This window comes from Azorhizobium doebereinerae UFLA1-100, from assembly GCF_000473085.1.
GTDB lineage: Bacteria > Pseudomonadota > Alphaproteobacteria > Rhizobiales > Xanthobacteraceae > Azorhizobium > Azorhizobium doebereinerae.
On sequence record NZ_AXBA01000003.1, the window covers coordinates 199,674 to 218,134 of the forward strand.

Below are 18,461 nucleotides of genomic sequence, written 5' to 3' on the forward strand. Positions count from 1 at the left end.
GTCAGCGGGAGGGGCGGATGTGCTCCGGGCGGAAGCCCAGGCCGACGAGGCGGCCGGCAAGGTGGGCGAGCACCGGCCAGCGGGCGATGCCGCGCATGAAGGCCGGCGGGCCGGCCCGTGTCCCCTCGCTCGCCTCGCGCTTGCGGCGGTCCCGCTGCATCATCAGTTGCAGCTTCTGGGTCGCCTTGGTGGGGAAGGTCCGGCGCTTCTCGACGGCGGCGAGATGGTGGTCCGCCAGCGTTCCCTCCGCCAGGGGCCGGGCGAGGATATTGGCGGCTGCCACCGCGTCCTGGATGGCGAGATTGACGCCCACGCCGCCGATGGGCGACATGGCATGGGCGGCGTCCCCGAGGCACAGCAGGCCGGGCCTCCACCAGCGCTTCAGCCGGTCGATGCGGACCTGGAGCAGCGAAACATCGCTCCAGTCCTGGATTTCCGCCATCCGTTCGGCCGGCAGCGGGCAGGCCTGGGCGAGGGCCGCACGGAAGGCCGCGATGCCGAGGGCCTGCACTTCGGCGAAGCTGCCCTTGCGGAGCACGTAGCCGCATTGCCAATAGTCGCCCCGGTCGATCATCACGAAGCCCTGGCGCGGCCCCGCATGGCCCATGGTGTAGGGCGGGTCGTCGGCGTGGCGGGAGAGCTTCATCCACAGCACGTCGCGGGGACTGCCGAAGCTTTCGACCTGAAGTTCCGCGTTTGTACGTACGCGGGAATGACGCCCGTCCGCCCCGATCACGAGATCGGCCCGCAGCTCCACCTCGCCGTCGTCGGTGGTGGCGCGCAGGCCCCTGATCCGGCCGTCCTCAAGGATGAGGTCGCTCATGCTCGCGCCCATGAGCAGGCGGAAGTTCGGGTACCGGGCCGCCTCCCGCGCCACATAGTCGAGAAAATCCCATTGCGGCATGAAGGCGATGAAGCGGCAGCGCGTCGGCAGGCGGGAGAAATCGGCGATGGTCACGTCCGCCCCGCCGATCTCGGCGTGCAGCTTCGGTGCCTCGGTGTGGGGAAGCCGGAGCAGGCCGTCCAGCAGGCCGATCTCATGCATCACCTCCAGCGTGGAGGGGTGGATGGTGTCGCCGCGGAAATCGCGCAGGAAGTCGCGGTGCTTCTCGACCACCGTCACATCGACGCCGGCCCGGGCCAGCAGCAGCGCCAGCATCAGCCCGGCGGGTCCCGCGCCGACGATGGCGCAGCGGGTTTCGATCACATTCGGGTCAGCGGGCGGGAACGAGGCCATGGGACAAGCTTTACTCCCCTGGACCGGCATCGCAACGGGGCAGCCGCCACACTGGAGGTCCTCCAGGCGGGCGGAGGGGGCGGGTCCGGCCGCCACGCCCTGGACAGGGCCGGCTTGCGCTTTGGCGCGGAACGGACGAAAGCCTGATCGGCGCGGCAGATCCGGGAGCAACGAGATGAGGTGGGGTTCCATGCGGATGCGGGAGATGTGCGCGCCTGTCCTGGCGTCTGTCCTGGCGCCTGTCCTGGCGGCGGCCCTGCTGCTGGCGGGCGCGGCGGGGGCGATGGCCCAGGCGGTGTTTCCGCCCGGCGTGAGCATCGGCCTCGCGCCGCCCCCCGGCATGGGCCCGTCGGCTGGCTTCGCGGGCTTCCAGCACCCCTCCGGGGCGTCCATCGTGGTGGTGGAGATGCCGGCCGAGGCCTATGCGCAGCTCACCGAGAAATTCACCCCCGAGACGCTCCGGTCGAGCGGCTTCATCGTGGCCGGCGCCGCGCAGCCGCTCCAACTGGCCGACGGGGAGGGGCGGCTGCTGCGGGGCACGCAGGATGCCAATGGGCAGACCTATGCGAAATGGGTGGTGATCGCCCGCGGCCCGGGCACCACCGCGCTGGTGACGGCGCAGGTGCCTGAAGGCGCCCGCGCCCAGGTGTCCGATGCGGCGGTGGAGGCGGCGCTGCGCTCCATCGCCTTCCGGCCGCAGCAGAGCCTTCAGGACCAGATCGGCGCGCTGCCGTTCACCATCGGCGACACCGCCGGCTTCCGCGCCGTCCGGGTGATCGCCGGATCGGGCCTCCTGCTGACCGACGGTCCCAAGGACGTGGACCCGGACGCGACGCAGCCGATCGTGGTCGTCGCCTCCTCCCTCGGGGCGCCGACGAGCCCGGCCGACCAGGACGCGTTGGCCCGCAGGGCGCTCGGCACGCTGGCCCAGATGAGCGAGATCAGCATCACCGACGAGAAGCGCGCCATGCGCGGGGCGGCGACGGTCCTCCTCCTTCACGCCACCGCCAAGGATGCCCGCAGCGGCAGGCTGGTGCAGGTGACGCAGACCGTGATCTTCAGCGAGGGGCGCTATGTCCGCGTGGTCGGCATCGCGCCCGCCGACAGGGCCGATGCCATCGCCCGGACCGACCGCCTCGCAGGGTCCGTGGTTCTTCGCTAGGGCGCGCGCCGATCCGCCTGCATCGCACGCGGATCGGCGCACGCAGTCTCCATCGACAGTTTGGAGCCTGGCCGGATCAGGCTCCAGGGTCCGGCGCAGGTATCCGATGGCAGGTGCGAGAGCTTGCATCTGCCCTCCAGCCGTGGCCACAGTTCAACGATGGATCTGAACGACCGCCAACACGAGATTCTCGCCGTCGCCCGCGCCTCGGGGCGGGTGACGGTGGACGATCTGGCCGCCCGCTTCCAGGTGACGCCCCAGACCATCCGCAAGGATCTCAACGACCTGTGCGAGCAGCGCCTGCTGGCGCGCACCCATGGCGGCGCCGTGGTGACATCGAGCGTGGAGAACGTGGCCTATGCGGCCCGCCGCCTGATCGCCGATGCCGAGAAGCGTGCCATCGGCCGGGCCGCCGCGGAGCTGATCCCGGACAATTGCTCGCTGTTCATCAATATCGGCACCACCACCGAGGAGGTGGCCAAGGCGCTGACCGACCGGCGCGACCTGCTGGTGATCACCAACAACCTGCATGTGGCCATGCAGCTCTATCCCAGCCCGTCCATCAAGGTGATCGTCGCCGGCGGGCAGGTGCGGCATAGCGACGGCGCCGTGATCGGGGCGTCCGCCATCGATCTCATCCAGCAATTCAAGGTGGATCTGGCGGTGATCGGCACCTCCGCCATCGACGCGGACGGCGCGCTGCTGGATTTCGACTATCAGGAGGTGCGCGTCAGCCAGGCGATCATCGAGAACGCCCGGAAAGTGATCCTGGTCTCGGACCATCTCAAGATGGGCCGCGCCGCACCGGTGCGTATCGCCCATATCACCCAGGTGGACGTGTTCGTCACCGACCGCATGGCCTCGCCCGAATTGGCCAAGGTGTGCCGGGATGCGGGGGTCGAGATCATCGAGACCGGAATGCCGGCCGCGCCGGGGACGGTACCTTAGGCCGCTTCGCCCTGCCGGCCGGCGCGGTGGCGCCAGCCGACAGGAAGGCCCGTCAGATGAAGGCCTTGATGAGGCCGGCCGCGGCGAGCGCGCCCAGCAGGGGGCCGACCACGGGTATCCAGGCATAGCCCCAGTCGGAGCCGCCCTTGCCGGCGATGGGCAGCACCGCGTGGGCGATGCGCGGCCCGAGGTCGCGGGCGGGATTGATGGCATAGCCGGTGGTGCCGCCCAGCGAGAGGCCGATGCTCCACACCAGCATGCCCACCATGTAGGGGCCGAGGGTGGGGGGAATGCCGCCGCCCATCACCGCCTTGGAGAAGATGGCGGCGACGATGAAGACCAGCGCCACGGTGCCGATGATCTCGCTGACGAGGTTGGCGCCCGCGTTGCGGATCGCCGGCCCGGTGCAGAACACCGCGAGCTTCAGCCCCTGGTCCTCGGTCTTGGCCCAGTGCGGCAGATACTGGATCCACACCAAGGCGGCACCGATGAAGGCACCGATGAGCTGGGCGGGGACGTAGGTGGTGATCTTGGAATAGTCGCCGGAGACCACGGCGAAGCCCAGCGTCACCGCCGGGTTGAGATGCGCGTCGGGGCTGCCCGTGGCGATGGCGGTGAAGATGCCCGCCAGTACGGCGAAGGCCCATCCCGCCGTGATGACGATCCAACCGGAATTCTGCGCTTTCGAACCGTGAAGCAGGACGCCGGCGACCACACCGTCGCCGAGCAGGATGAGAACCAGTGTGCCCAGGAGTTCACCGGCAAAAGGGGTGTGCATGGGACGTCTCCGATTTTCGTTTCTTGATTGGTACGCAGTGCAAAGAGGCGTGCCCGCGCCCTCCGGGCGCCGAAGCCTGGAGGGGGCGGAATGGCGGTGCCGTTGGCGTCTTGAACTCAGTCCGCCCAGTCGAGGGAGCGGGTGACGGCCTTGTTCCAGGAGGCGTAGAGATGCTCGCGCTGGGCTTCGTCCATGTGCGGATGCCAGCGGCGGTCGACGCCCCAGTTCTGCACGATGTCGTCGGTGGAGTGCCAATAGCCGACCGCGAGGCCGGCGGCATAGGCGGCGCCCAGCGCGGTGGTCTCGATCACCTTCGGCCGGACCACGGGCACGTTGATCATGTCGGACTGGAACTGCATGAGCAGCTCGTTCACCACCATGCCGCCGTCGGTGCGCAACTCGCGGATGGCGACCTTGCTGTCCTTCACCATGGCTTCCAGCACCTCGCGGGTCTGGTAGGCGGTGGCTTCCAGGGCCGCGCGCGCGATGTGGCCCTTGTTTGCGAAGCGGGTGAGGCCGCAGATGACGCCGCGCGCGCTCTCCTGCCAGCGCGGCGCATAGAGGCCGGAGAAGGCCGGCACGAAATAGACGTCGCCATTGTCGCTGACGGTGCGGGCCAAGGGCTCGATGTCGGCGGAGGTCTGGATGATGCCGAGGTTGTCGCGCAGCCACTGCACCAGCGCCCCGGTGATGGCGATGGAGCCTTCCAGAGCGTAGATGGCCTTGCTGCCCCCCAGCTTGTAGCCGACGGTGGTGACGAGGCCGCAGGTGGAGGGAAAGGGCTTCTCGCCGGTGTTCATCAGCATGAAGTTGCCGGTGCCGTAGGTGTTCTTGGCTTCTCCGGGATGCAGGCAGGCCTGCCCGAACAGGGCCGCCTGCTGGTCGCCCAGGATGCCCGAGAGCTTGACGCCCTCCAGCGGCTCGCGGGCGAGGCCGTATTCCTCCGAGGAGGAGACGATGCGCGGCAGGCAGGCGCGGGGAATCTCGAACAGCTTGAGGATGTCTTCGTCCCACGCCAGGGTTTCGAGATCCATCAGCTGGGTGCGCGAGGCATTGGTGACATCGGTGATGTGGATGCCGCCCTCGGCGCCGCCGGTGAGGTTCCACAGCAGCCAGGTATCGATATTGCCGAACAAAGCGTCACCGGCCTCGGCCTTCTCCCGCGCGCCGGGGACGTTGGCGAGGATCCAATGCAGCTTCAGGCCGGAGAAGTAGGTGGCGAGCGGCAGGCCGGTCTTGGCGCGCAGGCGGTCCTGCCCGCCTTCGGCCGCATAGCGGGCCACGAGCTGGTCGGTGCGGGTGTCCTGCCAGACGATGGCGTTGTAGAGCGGCTCGCCGGTCTTGCGGTCCCACAGCAAGGCGGTTTCGCGCTGGTTGGTGACGCCGACCGCCGCCAGATCGGACGGCGAGAGCCCGCGCCGCTCCAGCGCGTCGAAGATCACGGTGCGGGTGTTGAGCCAGATCTCCAGCGGGTTGTGCTCCACCCAGCCGGGGCGGGGGTAGATCTGCTCGTGCTCGCGCTGGGCGGTGCTGACGATGCGGCCCTTGCGGTCGAACACGATGAAGCGCGTGCTCGTGGTTCCCTGGTCGATGGCGCCCACGTATTTGGTCATGGCTTCCTCCCGTTGATCTTGTGCCGGCTCCGGCGCGCCTGCGCCGGGCGCGGCTTCACGCACCCTTGAGAAAGGTGTCGATCTCCGCCTCGGCCGCCTTGGGCAGTTTCAGGCCGAGCTTGGTGCGGCGCCACAGGACGTCCCGTCCCGTGCGAGCCCATTCCACCGTCTTAAGATAGGTGAGTTCCGCTTCGGTGAGGCCACCGCCGAAGTCGCGGCCCAGGCCCTCCTCGGAGGTCGCCGTGCCGACCACTTGGTGGGCGCGCGTGCCATAGGTGCGGACCAGCCGCTCGGCCCGCGCGCGGCCGAGGAACGGCTTGGCCTTCAGAAGCTCGCTGATGGCTCGCTTAATATCGCCGCCCGGAATATCGCCGCCGGGGAGGGCGGCTCCTGCGGTCCAGGCGGGCTTCAGGCCGGGCAGGTGGGGGGCGAGGTCGCGCAGAACGTGCTCGGCCAGCTTGCGATAGGTGGTGAGCTTGCCGCCGAATACCGACAGCAGCGGTGCGCCGCCGTCCGGTGCGTCGACGTCGAACACATAGTCGCGCGTGACGGCGGAGGCGTTGACGGAGCCGTCGTCGAACAGCGGCCGGACGCCGGAATAGTCCCAGACGATGTCGGTGCCGGCGATCTCGCGCCGGAACCAGTGATTGATGGAGGCGACGAGGTAGTCCACCTCGTCCGGCGAGATGGAGACGTCCCGGGGGGCGCCGTCATAGGGCACGTCGGTGGTGCCGATCAGGGTCAGGTCGTCCTGATAGGGGATGGCGAAGACGATGCGCTTGTCGGGGTTCTGCAGGATGTAGGCGTGCGTGCCCTCATACAGGCGCGGCACGACGATATGGCTGCCCTTCACCAGCCGCACGCCCTTGGACGTATTGAGGCTGAGGCGATGGTTGAGCACGTCGGCCACCCAGGGACCGGCGGCATTGACGAGGATGCGCGCGGAGACCTCGCGCCGCGCGCCCGAGGCGTCCACCAGCGTCGCCACCCACAGGCCGCCCTCGCGGCGGGCGCTGTCCAGGCGGGTGCCGACCTCGATCTCGGCGCCGCGTTCCTTTGCGTCGAGGGCGTTCAGCACCACCAGGCGGGAATCGTCCACCGCGCAGTCGGAATATTCGAAACCGACGCGGGTGATGGGCTTCAGCGGCGTGCCGCGCGCATCCCGGCCGAGGTCGACGCGCGCGCAGGCGGGCAGGCGCTTGCGGGGCGCCAGATGGTCGTAGAAGAACAGGCCGAGCCGCACCAGCCAGGCCGGCCGCACCGAGACGTCGTGGGGCAGCACGAAGCGCAGCGGGCGGATGATGTGCGGCGCCATGGCCAGCAGCCGCTCGCGCTCCAGCAAGGCCTCGCGCACCAGCCGGAACTCGTAATATTCCAGATAGCGCAGGCCGCCGTGGATGAGCTTGGTCGACCAGGACGAGGTGTGGGCGGCAAGGTCGTCCTGCTCCACCAGCAGCACGGAAAGGCCACGGCCGACCGCGTCACGCGCGATGCCCGCGCCGTTGATGCCGCCACCCACCACCAGAATGTCGAAAGGGCTGCTCTGCACGCCGCTCCCCGTTTCCTGTGCCGCGCTTGCACGCGGTCCCTTTGCCGGAAGGGTAATCATGGTTCGTGATTATTTCATAGTGGCGATAAAACGAAACTGACAAGAAAGTTCCATGGCGCGCAACGGACTTTGCACGTCCGGCGCGGCAGCGGATTGCGGATTGATGAGCGAGATCGATGAGTGTGTGGGGGCGCTGTGGGAGATTTGCATCAATCGCAAAACTCAGCCGGCCCACCGGACCCGATCGTGTTGCGGGGATGGGGCTTTGAGGGCGGGGGCTGCGCGGTCGGAGGCGGGGGCGCCTTGGTCGAGCTGCGACCTGATGGCCCGCGCGCTCGCGATGTATCCGGCTGATCCGCCGCGCAATATCCCGGCGGGGCGGCGCTAGAAATTGTCCAGCGGCGGCAGCGGCAGGTCGGTCCATTTGTGGTAGAGCGCGTCGAGCTCGCCACTCTGCTTCATCACGTAGATCGTATTGTTCAGCCATTGGAGGATCTCGAAATCCCCCATGCGGACGGCCATCGAATTGCCCTGCGAATAGATGCTGAAGCCCACCGTCAGCTTCGCGTCCGGCCTCTGCTTGGCGACCGCGTTCACGAGCGTGTCGGGGAGCGCCGCGGCATCGATCTGGTCGGCCAGAAGGGCGTCGACCACGGTGGCATCGTCCTCGAAGGTCACGACCATGACGCCGCCGGCGCGGCGCAGCGCGGCTTCCTGCGGCGAGGCGCGGTTGACGCCGACCCTCATGCCCGCAAGGTCGGCAAGTCCCTTCACCGTCTTTCCGCCGGCGGTCACCACGACCATGTTGAACGCATTGTAGGGAATGCTGAACATCACGGTGCGGGCGCGCTCCGGCGTGGGGCTGAGCGTGGCGACCAGCAGGTCCACCCGGCCGTTCTGCAATGCCGGGATGCGCGCCGGCGGCGTCAGGGGAATGTATTCGCCCTTGACGCCCAGATACCTGGCGAGACGAACCGCGACGTCATAGTCGTAGCCGGTTGGATTGCCCTTGTCGTCGACCATGCCCAAGGGCGGGGCGCCGATCAGGACGCCGATCCGCACCGTGCCGCGCTGGATGATTTCGGTCAGCGTCGCGGCGGCGGCGCCGGACGCCATGCCGATGAGGCCGATGATGGCGGCGATGACCAGTGTCCGGGCCTCCCTGAGACGAACCATGTGTCCCTCGCCGCCGGCGATCATTGTCCGGATCCTGCGCTGTCGGCGTGGCGCAGGTCCACCATTTGCGTCCGGCGCGCGGCTCAATTCGCAGTCCGCGGGAACCGAGCCGTCACAGCGTGGGCGTCACAGCGTGGCCAGGACACCCCCGTCCACATAGATCACCTGGCCGTTGACGAAGCTGGAGGCGGCGGAGGCCAGGAAGATGCAGGCGCCCTGCAGCTCCTCCGTGCGCCCCCAGCGGCCGGTCGGAGTGCGGTTCTTGAGCCAGGCATCGAATTGCGGGTTCTCGATCAGGGCCTGGTTGAGCGGCGTCTCGAAATAGCCCGGGCCGATGGCGTTGACCTGGAGGCCGTGCCGCGCCCAGTCCGTGCACATGCCCTTGGTGAGGTTCTTCACGGCGCCCTTGGACGCCGTGTAGGGGGCGATGGAATAGCGCGCCGCCTCGCTCTGCAGGCTGGCGATGTTGATGATCTTCCCCTGGCCGCGGGGGATCATGTGCCGGGCCACCGCCTGGCCGACGTAGAACACGCTGTCGAGATTGGCCCGCATCACCTCGTGCCACGTCTCGACGGAATACTCCTCCAGCGGCGCGCGGCGCTGGATGCCGGCATTGTTCACCAGGATGTCGATGGGCCCGATGTCCCGCTCGATCCCGTCGATGCCGGCCCGCACCGCCGTGTGATCGGTAACATCGAAGGCCGCCACATGCGCCGTGATGCCGTCCGCCGCGAGGGCGGCCCGCGCCTGCGCGGTCCTTTCCTGCGTCCGCCCGTTCAGCACCACCGCCGCCCCGGCGCGACCGAGCCCGAGGGCGAGCGAATAGCCGATGCCCTGGCTGGAGCCCGTGACCAGGGCAAGACGCCCGCTCAAGTCGAACAACTGAATGGACATCAAGCCTCCCGTGCGGCCCCCGGTCCGCCCCACGCGCGGCGGCCGAAGTGCTTTTGGCCTTGTGCTCGAACTTGAGCATGTTATCGATAACAGAACAAGCGCGACCTCGAAGTCAATGGGGCGCACGGATCGGGAGGCAAGATGCGCGCGGCGGTTCTCCATGCAGCCAAGGACCTGCGGATCGAACAGATGGACGAGCGTGCGCTGGGGCCCGACGAGGTGCGCCTGCGGCTCGGCGCGGGCGGCATCTGCGGCTCCGACCTGTCCTATTATTTCAAGGGGCGCGTGGGCGATTTCGACGTGCGCCAGCCTCTGGTTCTCGGCCACGAGGTGGCGGGCGAGGTGGTCGAGACCGGCGTCTCGGTCCATGGGGTTGCGCCGGGAGACCGGGTCGCCGTCAATCCCAGCCGGCCGTGCCTGACCTGCGACTACTGCCGCCTGGGGCGGAGCAACCTCTGCCGCAACATGCGCTTCTTCGGCAGCGCGGCGATCTTTCCCCATGTCCAGGGCGCGTTCAGCGAAACCTTCACCGCCCGCGCGGACCAATGCGTGAAGGTGCCCCATTCCATGTCCATGCGGGTGGCGGCCTGCGCGGAACCCCTCGCCGTGGCGGTGCACGCCTGCCGGCGGGGCGGGGAGATGGCCGGGCGCAGCATTCTCATCGCCGGGGCCGGGCCGATCGGCATCCTCATCGCCATGGTGGCCCGGCGCATGGGGGCGGCGCACATTGCCATCACCGACCTGGTGGAGGCGCCGCTCGCGGTGGCGCGCAGCGCGGGCGTCGACGAGACCATCTGCGTCGGTACCGCGCCCGAGCAACTGGCGCGCTACGAGGCGGACAAGGGCTTTTTCGACATCGCGCTGGAGGCGACGGGATCGCCCCAGGCGCTGGCGGCGCTGTTCAAGGTGGTGCGGCCCGGCGGGCGGGTGGTGCAGGTGGGCATGATGCCGCCCGGCGTGATCCCGGTGCCGGCCAACCTGCTGATGGCGCGAGAGATCGACTTCGTGGGGGCGTTCCGCTTCGACCGCGAGTTCGAGACGGCGGTGACCTATCTGGCGAGGGGGCTGGTGGATGTCACCCCCATCCTGTCGGCGCAGATGCTGATGGACGACGCGGACGCGGCCTTCGCCATGGCGGCGGACCGCACCCAGGCCATCAAGGTGCATCTGCATTTCTGAACGGGGCCGAGGCGCGGCCTTGGCCGGGCCCAGGAAAAGGCGCGCACGATGAGTGGTCTCATGGATCGGCGCAGGGTGGCGCGGGGCGGGGGAGCGCGGGGATCGCAGCCCCGCTTCGCCGGTCGCCGCCGCCGGCGCGGGTGTTGAGCGCAGCCATGCCGCACCGCCCGCGCAAGCCGACCATGCGGGACGTCTCCCGCCTCGCCGGCGTCTCGACGATGACCGTCTCGCGCGTTTTCGCGGACCCCGCGACCGTCCAGGCGGATACGCGAGCGCGGGTGCTGGCGGCGGTGGAGCAGCTGGGTTATGTGCCGGACCGGGTCGCGGGCAGCCTGTCGTCCCGCCGCACGCATTTTATCGCGGCCATCCTGCCCACGCTGACCAACGTCAATTTCGCCGATACGGCCCATGCGCTGACCGAGATCCTGCGGCCGGCGGATTATCAGCTGCTCATCGGCTATTCCATGTACCATATGGACGAGGAGGAGCGGCTCATCCGCGCCATGCTGCCGCGCCGGCCGGACGCGGTGGTGGTGGCCAGCACGGTCCATACCAAGGCCGCCAGCCAGCTCCTCGCCCGCTCCGGCGTGCCGGTGGTGGAGATATGGGACACGCCCGCCCAGCCGCTCGACCACGCGGTTGGCTTCTCGAACTACGAGATCGGCCGGGCTGCCGCCCATCATCTGCTGGCGCTCGGCCACCGCCGCATCGGGGCGCTGGGGCCGGGCCGGGACGGCGAGGCGCGGGACTATCGCGGCGAGGACCGCATGAAGGGGTTCGCCGCCGCGCTGCGGGAAGCCGGCGTCGCCGACGACCTTGTGCTGCACCATGGCGAAGTGCCTGTCAGCTTCGAGCAGGGCCGGCAGGCGCTCGTGGCGCTGTTGGCGCGCGCGCCGGATGTGGAGGCGGTGTTCGCCGTGTCCGACATCACCGCCTGGGGGGCGCTCATGGAGTGCCATCGTCGCGCCATCCGGGTGCCGGGCGACCTCTCGCTCATGGGGTTCGGCGATTTCGACATCGGGCGGCAGTCGGTGCCGGCGCTGACCACCATGGGGGTGGATGCGCGCGCCATCGGCCGCCGCACGGGCGAGCTTCTGATGCGGCTTCTGCGCGGCCCGTCGAACCCGGCCGCCGCTTCAGAGCGGGTGGACGTGGGCTTTCGCCTGATCGCACGGGAGACCACCGCGCCGGCGCGCCGGCGCGGCCGCAGGTCGCCGCCAAGGGCCTGATAGGGCAGGGCCATGGCGGTCGATGCCGCGGGTCGATCCGTTGCGAAACGATCCAAAGGACCGCCGACGGGGGCCCCAGTCGCGGCGGTCGTGCTATATGCGCGCTGGCGGCAGTCGCCGTCCCCATCCCCGTGCCCGTGTTTCCGAGCGGGCCGATTGCAGGAAAGCCAAGATGAGCATTGTCCGTCTCGACAAGGGTGCCCGCATGAGCGATGCCGTGATCCACGGCAACACGATCTATCTCGCCGGCCAGGTGGGCGACGGCCCGGACGTTGCGACCCAGACGCGCAGTGTGCTCGCCTCGATCGACGACCTGCTCGCGCGCGCCGGCAGCAGCAAGGCGAACATCCTGTCCGCCACCATCTGGCTGTCCAACATCGCCGATTTCGCCGAGATGAACAGCGTGTGGGATGCGTGGGTGGACAAGGAGAACCCGCCCGCCCGCGCCACCAGCGAAGGCAAGCTGGCCGCCCCGCAGTTCAAGGTCGAGATCATCGTGGTCGCCGCCAAGCCCTGAGGCTCGGCAGCAGGTGAAAGCGGGGGGCGTTATCGCCCCTCGCCAGTCCCATCGACCCGGCGCGCCGTTCTGCCTCCGGATGATCGTGCGGACGTTTCAGCCCAGCCGCGCAACATAGGCGAGCGCGGCGTCGAGCGGTTCGACATCCCCGAACTTCGCGTCGATGTCGAACAGGTTCCAGGCAATCGCGCCGGCGATACGGTCGCCCACGGCCTCGCGCACGACGATCGGCCGGAAGCCCTCGGCGATGGCGTCTTCGGTGGAATGGCGCACGCAGGCCGAGGCGGTGACGCCCGTGAGCACCACCGTATCCACCCCCATGGCCTTCAGCATGCTGGACAGGTTGGTGCCGTGGAACGCGCTGGCCCGCTTCTTCAGGATGACGAATTCTCCGCCGCGCGGCGCGAGTTCGTCGTCGATGGCCGCTTCCCAGCTCCCCGTCTTCATCGCTTCCAGGGGCACCTTGCGCGCCCACAGGCCCATGTCCGTATCCTCGCCCGCGGTGACGTCATAGGCCGTGGTGGTGAAGACCACCGGCAGGCCTTTCGCCCGGAAGGCGGCGATCAGGGCCTGATTGGCCGGGATCACCGTGTCCATGCCACCGCAGGAGAAGGGGCTGCCGGGACGGGTCCAGCCGTTGGCCATGTCGATGACGACGAGCGCGGGCTTCCGGCCGTAGCCGACCCGCCGCTCGAAGCCCCGCTCGGCATAGAAAGCGGAGTTCTCCGCGAAGATCGTCTGGAGCGTTTGGTTCAGAACGTCGGTCATGGGGCGTCTCCTCTGCCGATGCGGCGGTTCAGGCTTCGGGGGCGTAGAGCGGCGTCTCCAGGTCGATGACGGGCGCGAGCGCCTCGGCGAGCGCGAGCAGGCGGGCGTCGTCGTATCGCGGGGCCACGATCTGAACGCCCACCGGGAGGCCCTTCGGCCCTGTGGTGCAGGGGATGCCGAGGCAGGGCACGTGCAACAGCGTCCACATGGCGTTGAAGACGTGGTCGCCGGTATTGTAGGTGCCTTCCGGCGCCTCGCCGGGGGAAGCCGGCGTCAGCACCACGTCGAAGTCGCTATAGAGCGCCTCGAAGGCGCGCCGGCAGTCGGCGGCCAGATCGTAGGCGGCGATCAGCTTCTCCGGGGTGATGCCCAGCGTATTGCCGACACGATCATGGAAATCCTGGTGCAGGCGGTCGCGGAATTCGAGCGCCACATCGAGGAAGGAGGCGCGGCCCTCGCCCATCATGATGGTGTTCTGCGCCTCGAACATGCCGTCGAAGGGTTTCGGCAAGGTCAGTTCGACCAGCGTCGCGCCGGCCTTGGACAGCCGCTCGCAGGCGAGCGCGAGGGCCTTTTCGCCGGCGGGCTCGATCCGGTTCCAGAACGGCGTCCGGCACCATGCGACCTTCAGCGACGCGACTTCCGGCACCGAGACCTCGCCGACCGCGTGCAGGCGGAAGGCCGAGGCGACGAGGGACAGATCGGCGACCGAGCGGCCGTACCAGCCGATGGTGTCGAGCATGTTGGAATATTGCTTGGCGCCCTCGCGGCTGACCGAGCCCCAGGTGGGCTTCAGCCCATAGATGCCGTTGAAGGAGGCCGGGCGGATGTGCGAGCCGCCGGTCTGGGTGCCGAAGGCGAGCTGCACCTGCCGGTCTCCCACCGCCGCACCGGAGCCGGAGGACGAGCCGCCCGGTGTGTGGCCGAAATTCTTGGGGTTGCGCGTGGCCGCGCGCCGGCCGGCGGCGGCGAACTCCACCGTGTCGGTCTTGCCGAGGATGACGGCGCCGGAGAAGCGCGCCACGCCGACGCAGGCCGCGTCGCGGGCGGGGCGATAGTCCTGGAAGACGGGTGAATTGTAGGTGGTGGGCATGTCGGCGGTGTCGATCATGTCCTTGATGCCGAACGGCAGGCCGTGCAGCGGGCCCATGGGCGGGCGCTTGTCCAGCTCGCGCGCGGTGGCGATGGCCTTGGCCTTGTCGACGTAAAGCCAGGCCTTGACCTGCGGGTCGCGCGCCTCGATGCGCGCGAGGCAGGAGCGGACGAGGGCCTCGCTGGTCAGCTTGCCGTCGCGGATGCGGGCCGCGGCCTCGGCGGCGGTCAGAAAACAGGGTTCCATCGGATGGGGCTTTCTCAGGCGGCGGAGAGGACGCTGGCGCGCATATCGGCGAAATCGTCCAGCACGGGCTGGAGCGCGTGGGCCACGGCGAGGAGGCCGGTGTCCGAGAGGCGCGGGCCGACGAGCTGGATGCCGACGGGAAGGCCCAGGTCCCCGAGCACCGTCGGGATGGCGACGCAGGGCGTGTGCAGCAGCGTCCACAGCCCGTTGAAGATCCAGTCGCCGACCGTGTGCAGCCCCTTGGGGGCCTCGCCCGTCGCGGCCGGCGCCAGGACGGCATCGAAGCCGGAGGCGATGGCGTCGAACTCCCTGCGGCAGGCGTCGGAAAGGTCGTAGGCTTCGACCAGCCGCCTTGGCGTCACGCCCCGCCCGTTCTCGACCGTCAGCCGCAGTTCGGGATGCATGCCATGGCTGTCGCGCAGATATTCGTCATAGAGCGCCACGCGGCCCTCGCCGAACATGATCATGGTGTGCGCCTCGGCGAGATCGGCGAAGTGCGCGGGCAGGACGATCTCTTCCACGATGGCGCCGGCCCGCCGCAGCCGCTCGGCCGCGGCCGCCATCGCCTTCCTGGCGCCGGTCTCAGCCTTCGCCCAGTAGGGCGTTTCGCAATAGCCGATGCGCAGGCCCCCGGGATCGCGCGTCGCCAGATCGGCGATGCCGGGCAACTGGAACGCCCGCGCCCCGAGAATGAGGTCGTCGACGCTGCGACCATACCAGCCGACCGTGTCGAGGATGGGCGAGATCATGTGCACGCCCTCGCGGCTCACCGTGCCCCAGGACGGCTTGATCGCATAGATGCCGTTGAAGGAGGCGGGGCGGATGTGGGAGCCCGCCGTCTGGGTGCCGAAGGCGAACGGCACCTGATAGTCGCCCACCGCGGCGCCGGAGCCGGACGAGGAGCCGCCCGGCGTATGCGCCAGATTGTAGGGATTGCGGCTCGCGGCCTTGCGCGAGTTGAAGGCGAACTCCACCGTGTCGGTCTTGCCGAGGATGATCGCGCCGGCATGGCGGACGATGGAGACACAGGCGGCGTCGCGTGTGGGCCTGTGCCGCTGCCAGGCCGGCGAATTGTAGGTGGTCGGCATGTCGGCGGTGTCCATGATGTCTTTCACGCCGAAGGGCAGGCCGTGCAGCGGGCCCATGGACGGGCGCTTGTCCAGCTCCCGCGCCTGCCGGATGGCGAGGTCCGGGTCCACATGCAGCCAGGCCTTCACGGCCGGGTCGCGCGCCTCGATCCGCGCCAGGCAGGAGCGGACCAGCGCCTCGCTGGTGAGGCGCCCGGCCGCGATCTCGGCCGCGGCCTGCGCGGCGGTGAGGAAACAGGGTTCAATCGTGCTCATTTGGGATCTCGCAGAGCCGTCACGGTGAACAGATGGGCGGGTTCGTCCTCTTCCGAGGGCATGCGCGGGATGGCGAGGCCGGTTTCGCGCACGGTCTTGGCGAGTTCCGCGAGCCGCGCGACCTGCGCCTCCGGCAGGTCCCTGAGCCCGTGTCGCTCGGCATAGAGCCGGATCTCTGCGTCGGTGGCGGTCTGGATGTCAGGCATGGGGTCCTCCGGATCAGAGCGCGGGGCGGCGGGCGCGCCAGGGCGTGGCGGCCTCATAGGCCTGGGCGACGCGCAGCACGGTGGCCTCGTCGAAGAAGCGTCCGACGATCTGCGCATTCAGCGGGAGGCCCCCGGCGTCGTAACCGGTGCAGACCGTGAGGGCTGGGTGGCCGGTGACGTTGAACACCGTGGTGGCGGTGTCGGCGGTGAAGGGGGCGACCGTGTCCGGCGCGTCGAAGCGCGGCGCCACATGGAATGCGCCGGCGATCAGCAGGGCATCGCAGGACCGCACCAGCGCGTCGGTGGCGGCGACGAGCGTGCGGCGCAGCCGCGTCGCCGCCAGATAGTCCGCCGCCCGGACGGTGAAGCCGGACATCATCTTCTCGCGCAGCGCCTGGCCCATCAGCGCGCTGCGTTCCAGGAAATCCCGCTCGTGGATCGAATAGGACTCCGCCCAGTTGATGACCTTGGTGACAGTGCGGTAGTGCGCCAGCGGCGCGGGCAGCGTCACCTCGCGGATGATGGCGCCCTGCTGCTCCAGCACGCGCGCGGCATCCTCCAGGGCCTGGGCGTTGGCGGCATCGAGCGCGGCGCCCTCCGGACCGAGATCGCGGACGAAGCCGACGACGAGCCCCTTCACGCCCGCGTGCAACGCCTTGCGATAGTCGGGCGTGGGGACGTCGGCGCTGGAGGGATCGTCCGGGTCATGGCCGGCGATCGCCTGCATGACGATGGCATTGTCCTCCACCGTCCAGGTGAGCGGCCCGGTGTGGTCGAGCGTCCAGCAATTGGGCAGGCAATGGGCGCGGCTGACCCGCCCGAACGTCGCCTTGAAACCCAGCAGCCCGCAGGCGGCTGCCGGCAGGCGGATCGAGCCACCGGTGTCGGAGCCGAGCGCGAACATGGCCGTGCCGGCGGCGACCGAGGCGCCGGCGCCGGTCGAGGAACCGCCGGTGAAGCATTCAAGATCCCAGGGATTGCGCGCCACGGGGAAGGGCAGGTCGTGATAGACGCCGCCGTTGCCCGTGCCATATTCCCAGGTGTTCAGCTTGCCGAGCAGGATGGCGCCGGCCGCTTCCAGCCGCGCCACCGCCGTCGCGGTGCAGCTGGGAACATGGTCGAGCATCAGCCGCGATCCGCCGGTCGTGGGGATGCCGGCGACATGGTAATTGTCCTTCACCGCGAACGGGATGCCGTGGAGCGGCCCCTTCCAGCGCCCGGCGGCGATCTCCCGTTCCGCCGCCTGCGCCACCGTGAGCGCGCGCTCACGCGTGACGGTGATGTAGCTGTGGAGCCGGGCATCCAGCGCATCTATGCGGGCGAGAAAAGCTTCCACCAGCGTGACCGGCGACAGTCGCCCGCTGCCGATGAGCCGCGAGGCCTCCGACACGGTGAGGAAGTGCAACGGCGTGGCGGCGCCGGACACTTCGGCGGCGGTGCTCGGCATGTTCATGGCGGACCTCTCATTCGGCGGGCAGGCGCGCGGGGGCGTGCGCGGGTGGCATCGGCATCGCCCCCACTGCCCGGAGCAGGCGGAACAGGTAGGGCGCCGACAGGATGACGAGGAAGATGCGGACGATGTGGAACGCGACCACGATGGGCACGTCGAGATGCAACACCTTGGCGGTGATGCACATTTCGGTGACGCCGCCGGGCGAGGTGGCCAGCACCATGTTGCCGGGCGAGATGCCGGAGGCATAAGCCACCAGAACACCCACCGTGGCGCAGCCCGCCATCAGCACAGCCAGGTTGACCAGCGCCGCCGGGATGAAGCGGCGCATGCTGGTGATGAGCGCGCGGTCGAACTGCGCGCCGATGTGCGCGCCCATGAGCACCTGCCCGATGGCGGTGAGCCAGGGTGGCACGGAGGATAGATCGGCCTCGGAGAGCCCCAGCACGCAGCCCACCGCCATGGGCCCGAGCAGCCAGGCATTGCGGAAGCGGAACCGCGCGAGCAAGGCGGAGAAGGCGAAGGCGAGGCCGAGCGAGAGCACCAGGCCGGACCAGGAGAAGGGCAGGGCGCCGAGGGCGCTGGTGCTGCTGCCGCCGGCCCCCAGCAGGGTCAGCGTGCTGGGGATGAGGATGGTGACGGAGACCACACGCAGCAGCTGGGTCACCGCGATGGGCATGGGGCGGCCGCCGAAGCGCTCGCCGACCATGCTCATTTCCGCGATGCCGCCGGGCACGCTGCAGAAGAAGGCGGTCACATGGTCGATGCGCGCGGTGCGCGCCAGCAGGAAGGAGGCCGCCGCGCCCACCGCCAGCGTGGTGCCGCTGGCGGCGACGATGACCGGCAAATGCGCCAGCACGGCCATGGCCGCTTCGGGCGTGAAATAGAGGCCGAGCGCCACGCCGAGCACCAGCATGCCACCGATGCGCCCCTCGCTGGAGGCCTTCAGTGGCAGGCCGAGAAAGGTGGCGAGGCCGCAGCAGATGATGGGACCGATGATCCAGGGCAAAGGCGTGCCGATCCAGGCGAACAGGCAGCCGCCGGCAAGGCCGATGGCGAGCCCGAGCGTGATC

Annotated in this window: 17 protein-coding genes; 5 read left to right on the forward strand and 12 right to left on the reverse strand. The window is 69.4% G+C overall.

All coding sequences use genetic code 11. The features are described from left to right. Window position 1 precedes the first annotated feature (1 nt). Entirely contained in the window at window positions 2-1,237 is a 1,236-nt protein-coding gene (locus YU1_RS0104905; RefSeq protein WP_029003112.1) for an FAD-dependent oxidoreductase, read from the reverse strand. A 205-nt stretch (window positions 1,238-1,442) separates the two neighbouring features. On the opposite strand from YU1_RS0104905, the gene YU1_RS0104910 reads away from it, so the two are divergent. Both YU1_RS0104910 and YU1_RS0104915 read left to right on the forward strand, forming a co-directional pair. Further along, on the forward strand, window positions 1,443-2,399 hold the full coding sequence (locus YU1_RS0104910; protein ID WP_245263226.1) for a hypothetical protein: 957 nt from the start codon (window positions 1,443-1,445) through the stop codon (window positions 2,397-2,399). Window positions 2,400-2,558: 159 nt separating this feature from the next. Then, the gene (locus YU1_RS0104915) at window positions 2,559-3,347 is read left to right on the forward strand and encodes a DeoR/GlpR family DNA-binding transcription regulator (RefSeq protein ID WP_029003114.1); all 789 of its coding nucleotides are present in this window, start codon (window positions 2,559-2,561) and stop codon (window positions 3,345-3,347) included. A 52-nt stretch (window positions 3,348-3,399) separates the two neighbouring features. On the opposite strand, the gene YU1_RS0104920 is transcribed toward YU1_RS0104915, so the two are convergent. From YU1_RS0104920 to YU1_RS0104940, 5 genes are all read right to left on the reverse strand, one after another. After that, complete coding sequence (locus YU1_RS0104920) at window positions 3,400-4,125, reverse strand: MIP/aquaporin family protein (RefSeq protein WP_029003115.1); 726 nt, start codon at window positions 4,123-4,125, stop codon at window positions 3,400-3,402. A gap of 116 nt (window positions 4,126-4,241) precedes the next feature. Beyond that, window positions 4,242-5,738 (reverse strand): glycerol kinase GlpK, encoded by a 1,497-nt coding sequence (gene glpK / locus YU1_RS0104925; protein WP_029003116.1) that lies wholly within the window; start codon window positions 5,736-5,738, stop codon window positions 4,242-4,244. A gap of 55 nt (window positions 5,739-5,793) precedes the next feature. After that, a complete protein-coding gene (locus tag YU1_RS0104930) occupies window positions 5,794-7,287 on the reverse strand; it encodes a glycerol-3-phosphate dehydrogenase (RefSeq protein ID WP_029003117.1) in 1,494 nt (497 codons plus the stop codon). 384 nt (window positions 7,288-7,671) lie between these two features. After that, window positions 7,672-8,463 carry a transporter substrate-binding domain-containing protein gene (locus YU1_RS0104935; RefSeq protein ID WP_029003118.1) on the reverse strand — a complete coding sequence of 264 codons (792 nt, stop codon included), beginning with the start codon at window positions 8,461-8,463 and terminating at the stop codon, window positions 7,672-7,674. A gap of 126 nt (window positions 8,464-8,589) precedes the next feature. Then, window positions 8,590-9,357 (reverse strand): SDR family oxidoreductase, encoded by a 768-nt coding sequence (locus YU1_RS0104940; protein WP_029003119.1) that lies wholly within the window; start codon window positions 9,355-9,357, stop codon window positions 8,590-8,592. A 141-nt stretch (window positions 9,358-9,498) separates the two neighbouring features. Here YU1_RS0104940 and YU1_RS0104945 point away from each other — a divergent pair, with 141 nt between their 5' ends. The 3 genes from YU1_RS0104945 (at window position 9,499) to YU1_RS0104955 (ending at window position 12,282) form a co-directional block, all read left to right on the forward strand. After that, window positions 9,499-10,536, forward strand: coding sequence for an L-idonate 5-dehydrogenase (locus YU1_RS0104945; protein ID WP_029003120.1), 1,038 nt, complete (start codon window positions 9,499-9,501; stop codon window positions 10,534-10,536). A gap of 182 nt (window positions 10,537-10,718) precedes the next feature. Continuing rightward, window positions 10,719-11,765 carry a LacI family DNA-binding transcriptional regulator gene (locus YU1_RS0104950; protein ID WP_029003121.1) on the forward strand — a complete coding sequence of 349 codons (1,047 nt, stop codon included), beginning with the start codon at window positions 10,719-10,721 and terminating at the stop codon, window positions 11,763-11,765. A gap of 172 nt (window positions 11,766-11,937) precedes the next feature. Then, window positions 11,938-12,282, forward strand: a complete 345-nt coding sequence (locus YU1_RS0104955; RefSeq protein ID WP_029003122.1) for a RidA family protein — start codon at window positions 11,938-11,940, stop codon at window positions 12,280-12,282. A 96-nt stretch (window positions 12,283-12,378) separates the two neighbouring features. Here YU1_RS0104955 and YU1_RS0104960 read toward each other — a convergent pair whose 3' ends face one another. The 6 genes from YU1_RS0104960 to YU1_RS0104985 are packed head-to-tail and all read right to left on the reverse strand — an operon-like array spanning window position 12,379 to window position 18,460. Then, entirely contained in the window at window positions 12,379-13,050 is a 672-nt protein-coding gene (locus tag YU1_RS0104960) for an isochorismatase family protein (protein ID WP_029003123.1), read from the reverse strand. 28 nt (window positions 13,051-13,078) lie between these two features. Further along, window positions 13,079-14,389 (reverse strand): amidase, encoded by a 1,311-nt coding sequence (locus YU1_RS0104965; RefSeq protein WP_029003124.1) that lies wholly within the window; start codon window positions 14,387-14,389, stop codon window positions 13,079-13,081. A gap of 14 nt (window positions 14,390-14,403) precedes the next feature. Further along, entirely contained in the window at window positions 14,404-15,732 is a 1,329-nt protein-coding gene (locus tag YU1_RS0104970; protein ID WP_029003125.1) for an amidase, read from the reverse strand. After that, the gene (locus YU1_RS0104975) at window positions 15,729-15,938 is read right to left on the reverse strand and encodes a hypothetical protein (protein WP_029003126.1); all 210 of its coding nucleotides are present in this window, start codon (window positions 15,936-15,938) and stop codon (window positions 15,729-15,731) included. The genes YU1_RS0104970 and YU1_RS0104975 overlap by 4 nt, the downstream gene beginning before the upstream one ends. A gap of 13 nt (window positions 15,939-15,951) precedes the next feature. Next, window positions 15,952-17,391, reverse strand: a complete 1,440-nt coding sequence (locus YU1_RS0104980; protein WP_084539666.1) for an amidase — start codon at window positions 17,389-17,391, stop codon at window positions 15,952-15,954. Between the two features lie 10 nt (window positions 17,392-17,401). Beyond that, entirely contained in the window at window positions 17,402-18,460 is a 1,059-nt protein-coding gene (locus YU1_RS0104985; protein WP_084539667.1) for an AbrB family transcriptional regulator, read from the reverse strand. Window position 18,461 lies beyond the last annotated feature (1 nt).

Bases quoted from the DNA above. Each gene is read 5' to 3' on its own strand.
- YU1_RS0104910 (WP_245263226.1), top strand. From the start codon at position 1,443: ATGTGCGCGCCTGTCCTGGCGTCTGTCCTGGCGCCTGTCCTGGCGGCG.
- YU1_RS0104965 (WP_029003124.1), bottom strand. From the start codon at position 14,389: ATGGAACCCTGTTTTCTGACCGCCGCCGAGGCCGCGGCCCGCATCCGC.
- YU1_RS0104955 (WP_029003122.1), top strand. From the start codon at position 11,938: ATGAGCATTGTCCGTCTCGACAAGGGTGCCCGCATGAGCGATGCCGTG.
- YU1_RS0104905 (WP_029003112.1), bottom strand. From the start codon at position 1,237: ATGGCCTCGTTCCCGCCCGCTGACCCGAATGTGATCGAAACCCGCTGC.
- glpK (WP_029003116.1), bottom strand. From the start codon at position 5,738: ATGACCAAATACGTGGGCGCCATCGACCAGGGAACCACGAGCACGCGC.
- YU1_RS0104940 (WP_029003119.1), bottom strand. From the start codon at position 9,357: ATGTCCATTCAGTTGTTCGACTTGAGCGGGCGTCTTGCCCTGGTCACG.
- YU1_RS0104950 (WP_029003121.1), top strand. From the start codon at position 10,719: ATGCGGGACGTCTCCCGCCTCGCCGGCGTCTCGACGATGACCGTCTCG.
- YU1_RS0104945 (WP_029003120.1), top strand. From the start codon at position 9,499: ATGCGCGCGGCGGTTCTCCATGCAGCCAAGGACCTGCGGATCGAACAG.
- YU1_RS0104935 (WP_029003118.1), bottom strand. From the start codon at position 8,463: ATGGTTCGTCTCAGGGAGGCCCGGACACTGGTCATCGCCGCCATCATC.
- YU1_RS0104920 (WP_029003115.1), bottom strand. From the start codon at position 4,125: ATGCACACCCCTTTTGCCGGTGAACTCCTGGGCACACTGGTTCTCATC.
- YU1_RS0104970 (WP_029003125.1), bottom strand. From the start codon at position 15,732: ATGAGCACGATTGAACCCTGTTTCCTCACCGCCGCGCAGGCCGCGGCC.
- YU1_RS0104960 (WP_029003123.1), bottom strand. From the start codon at position 13,050: ATGACCGACGTTCTGAACCAAACGCTCCAGACGATCTTCGCGGAGAAC.
- YU1_RS0104975 (WP_029003126.1), bottom strand. From the start codon at position 15,938: ATGCCTGACATCCAGACCGCCACCGACGCAGAGATCCGGCTCTATGCC.
- YU1_RS0104980 (WP_084539666.1), bottom strand. From the start codon at position 17,391: ATGAACATGCCGAGCACCGCCGCCGAAGTGTCCGGCGCCGCCACGCCG.
- YU1_RS0104915 (WP_029003114.1), top strand. From the start codon at position 2,559: ATGGATCTGAACGACCGCCAACACGAGATTCTCGCCGTCGCCCGCGCC.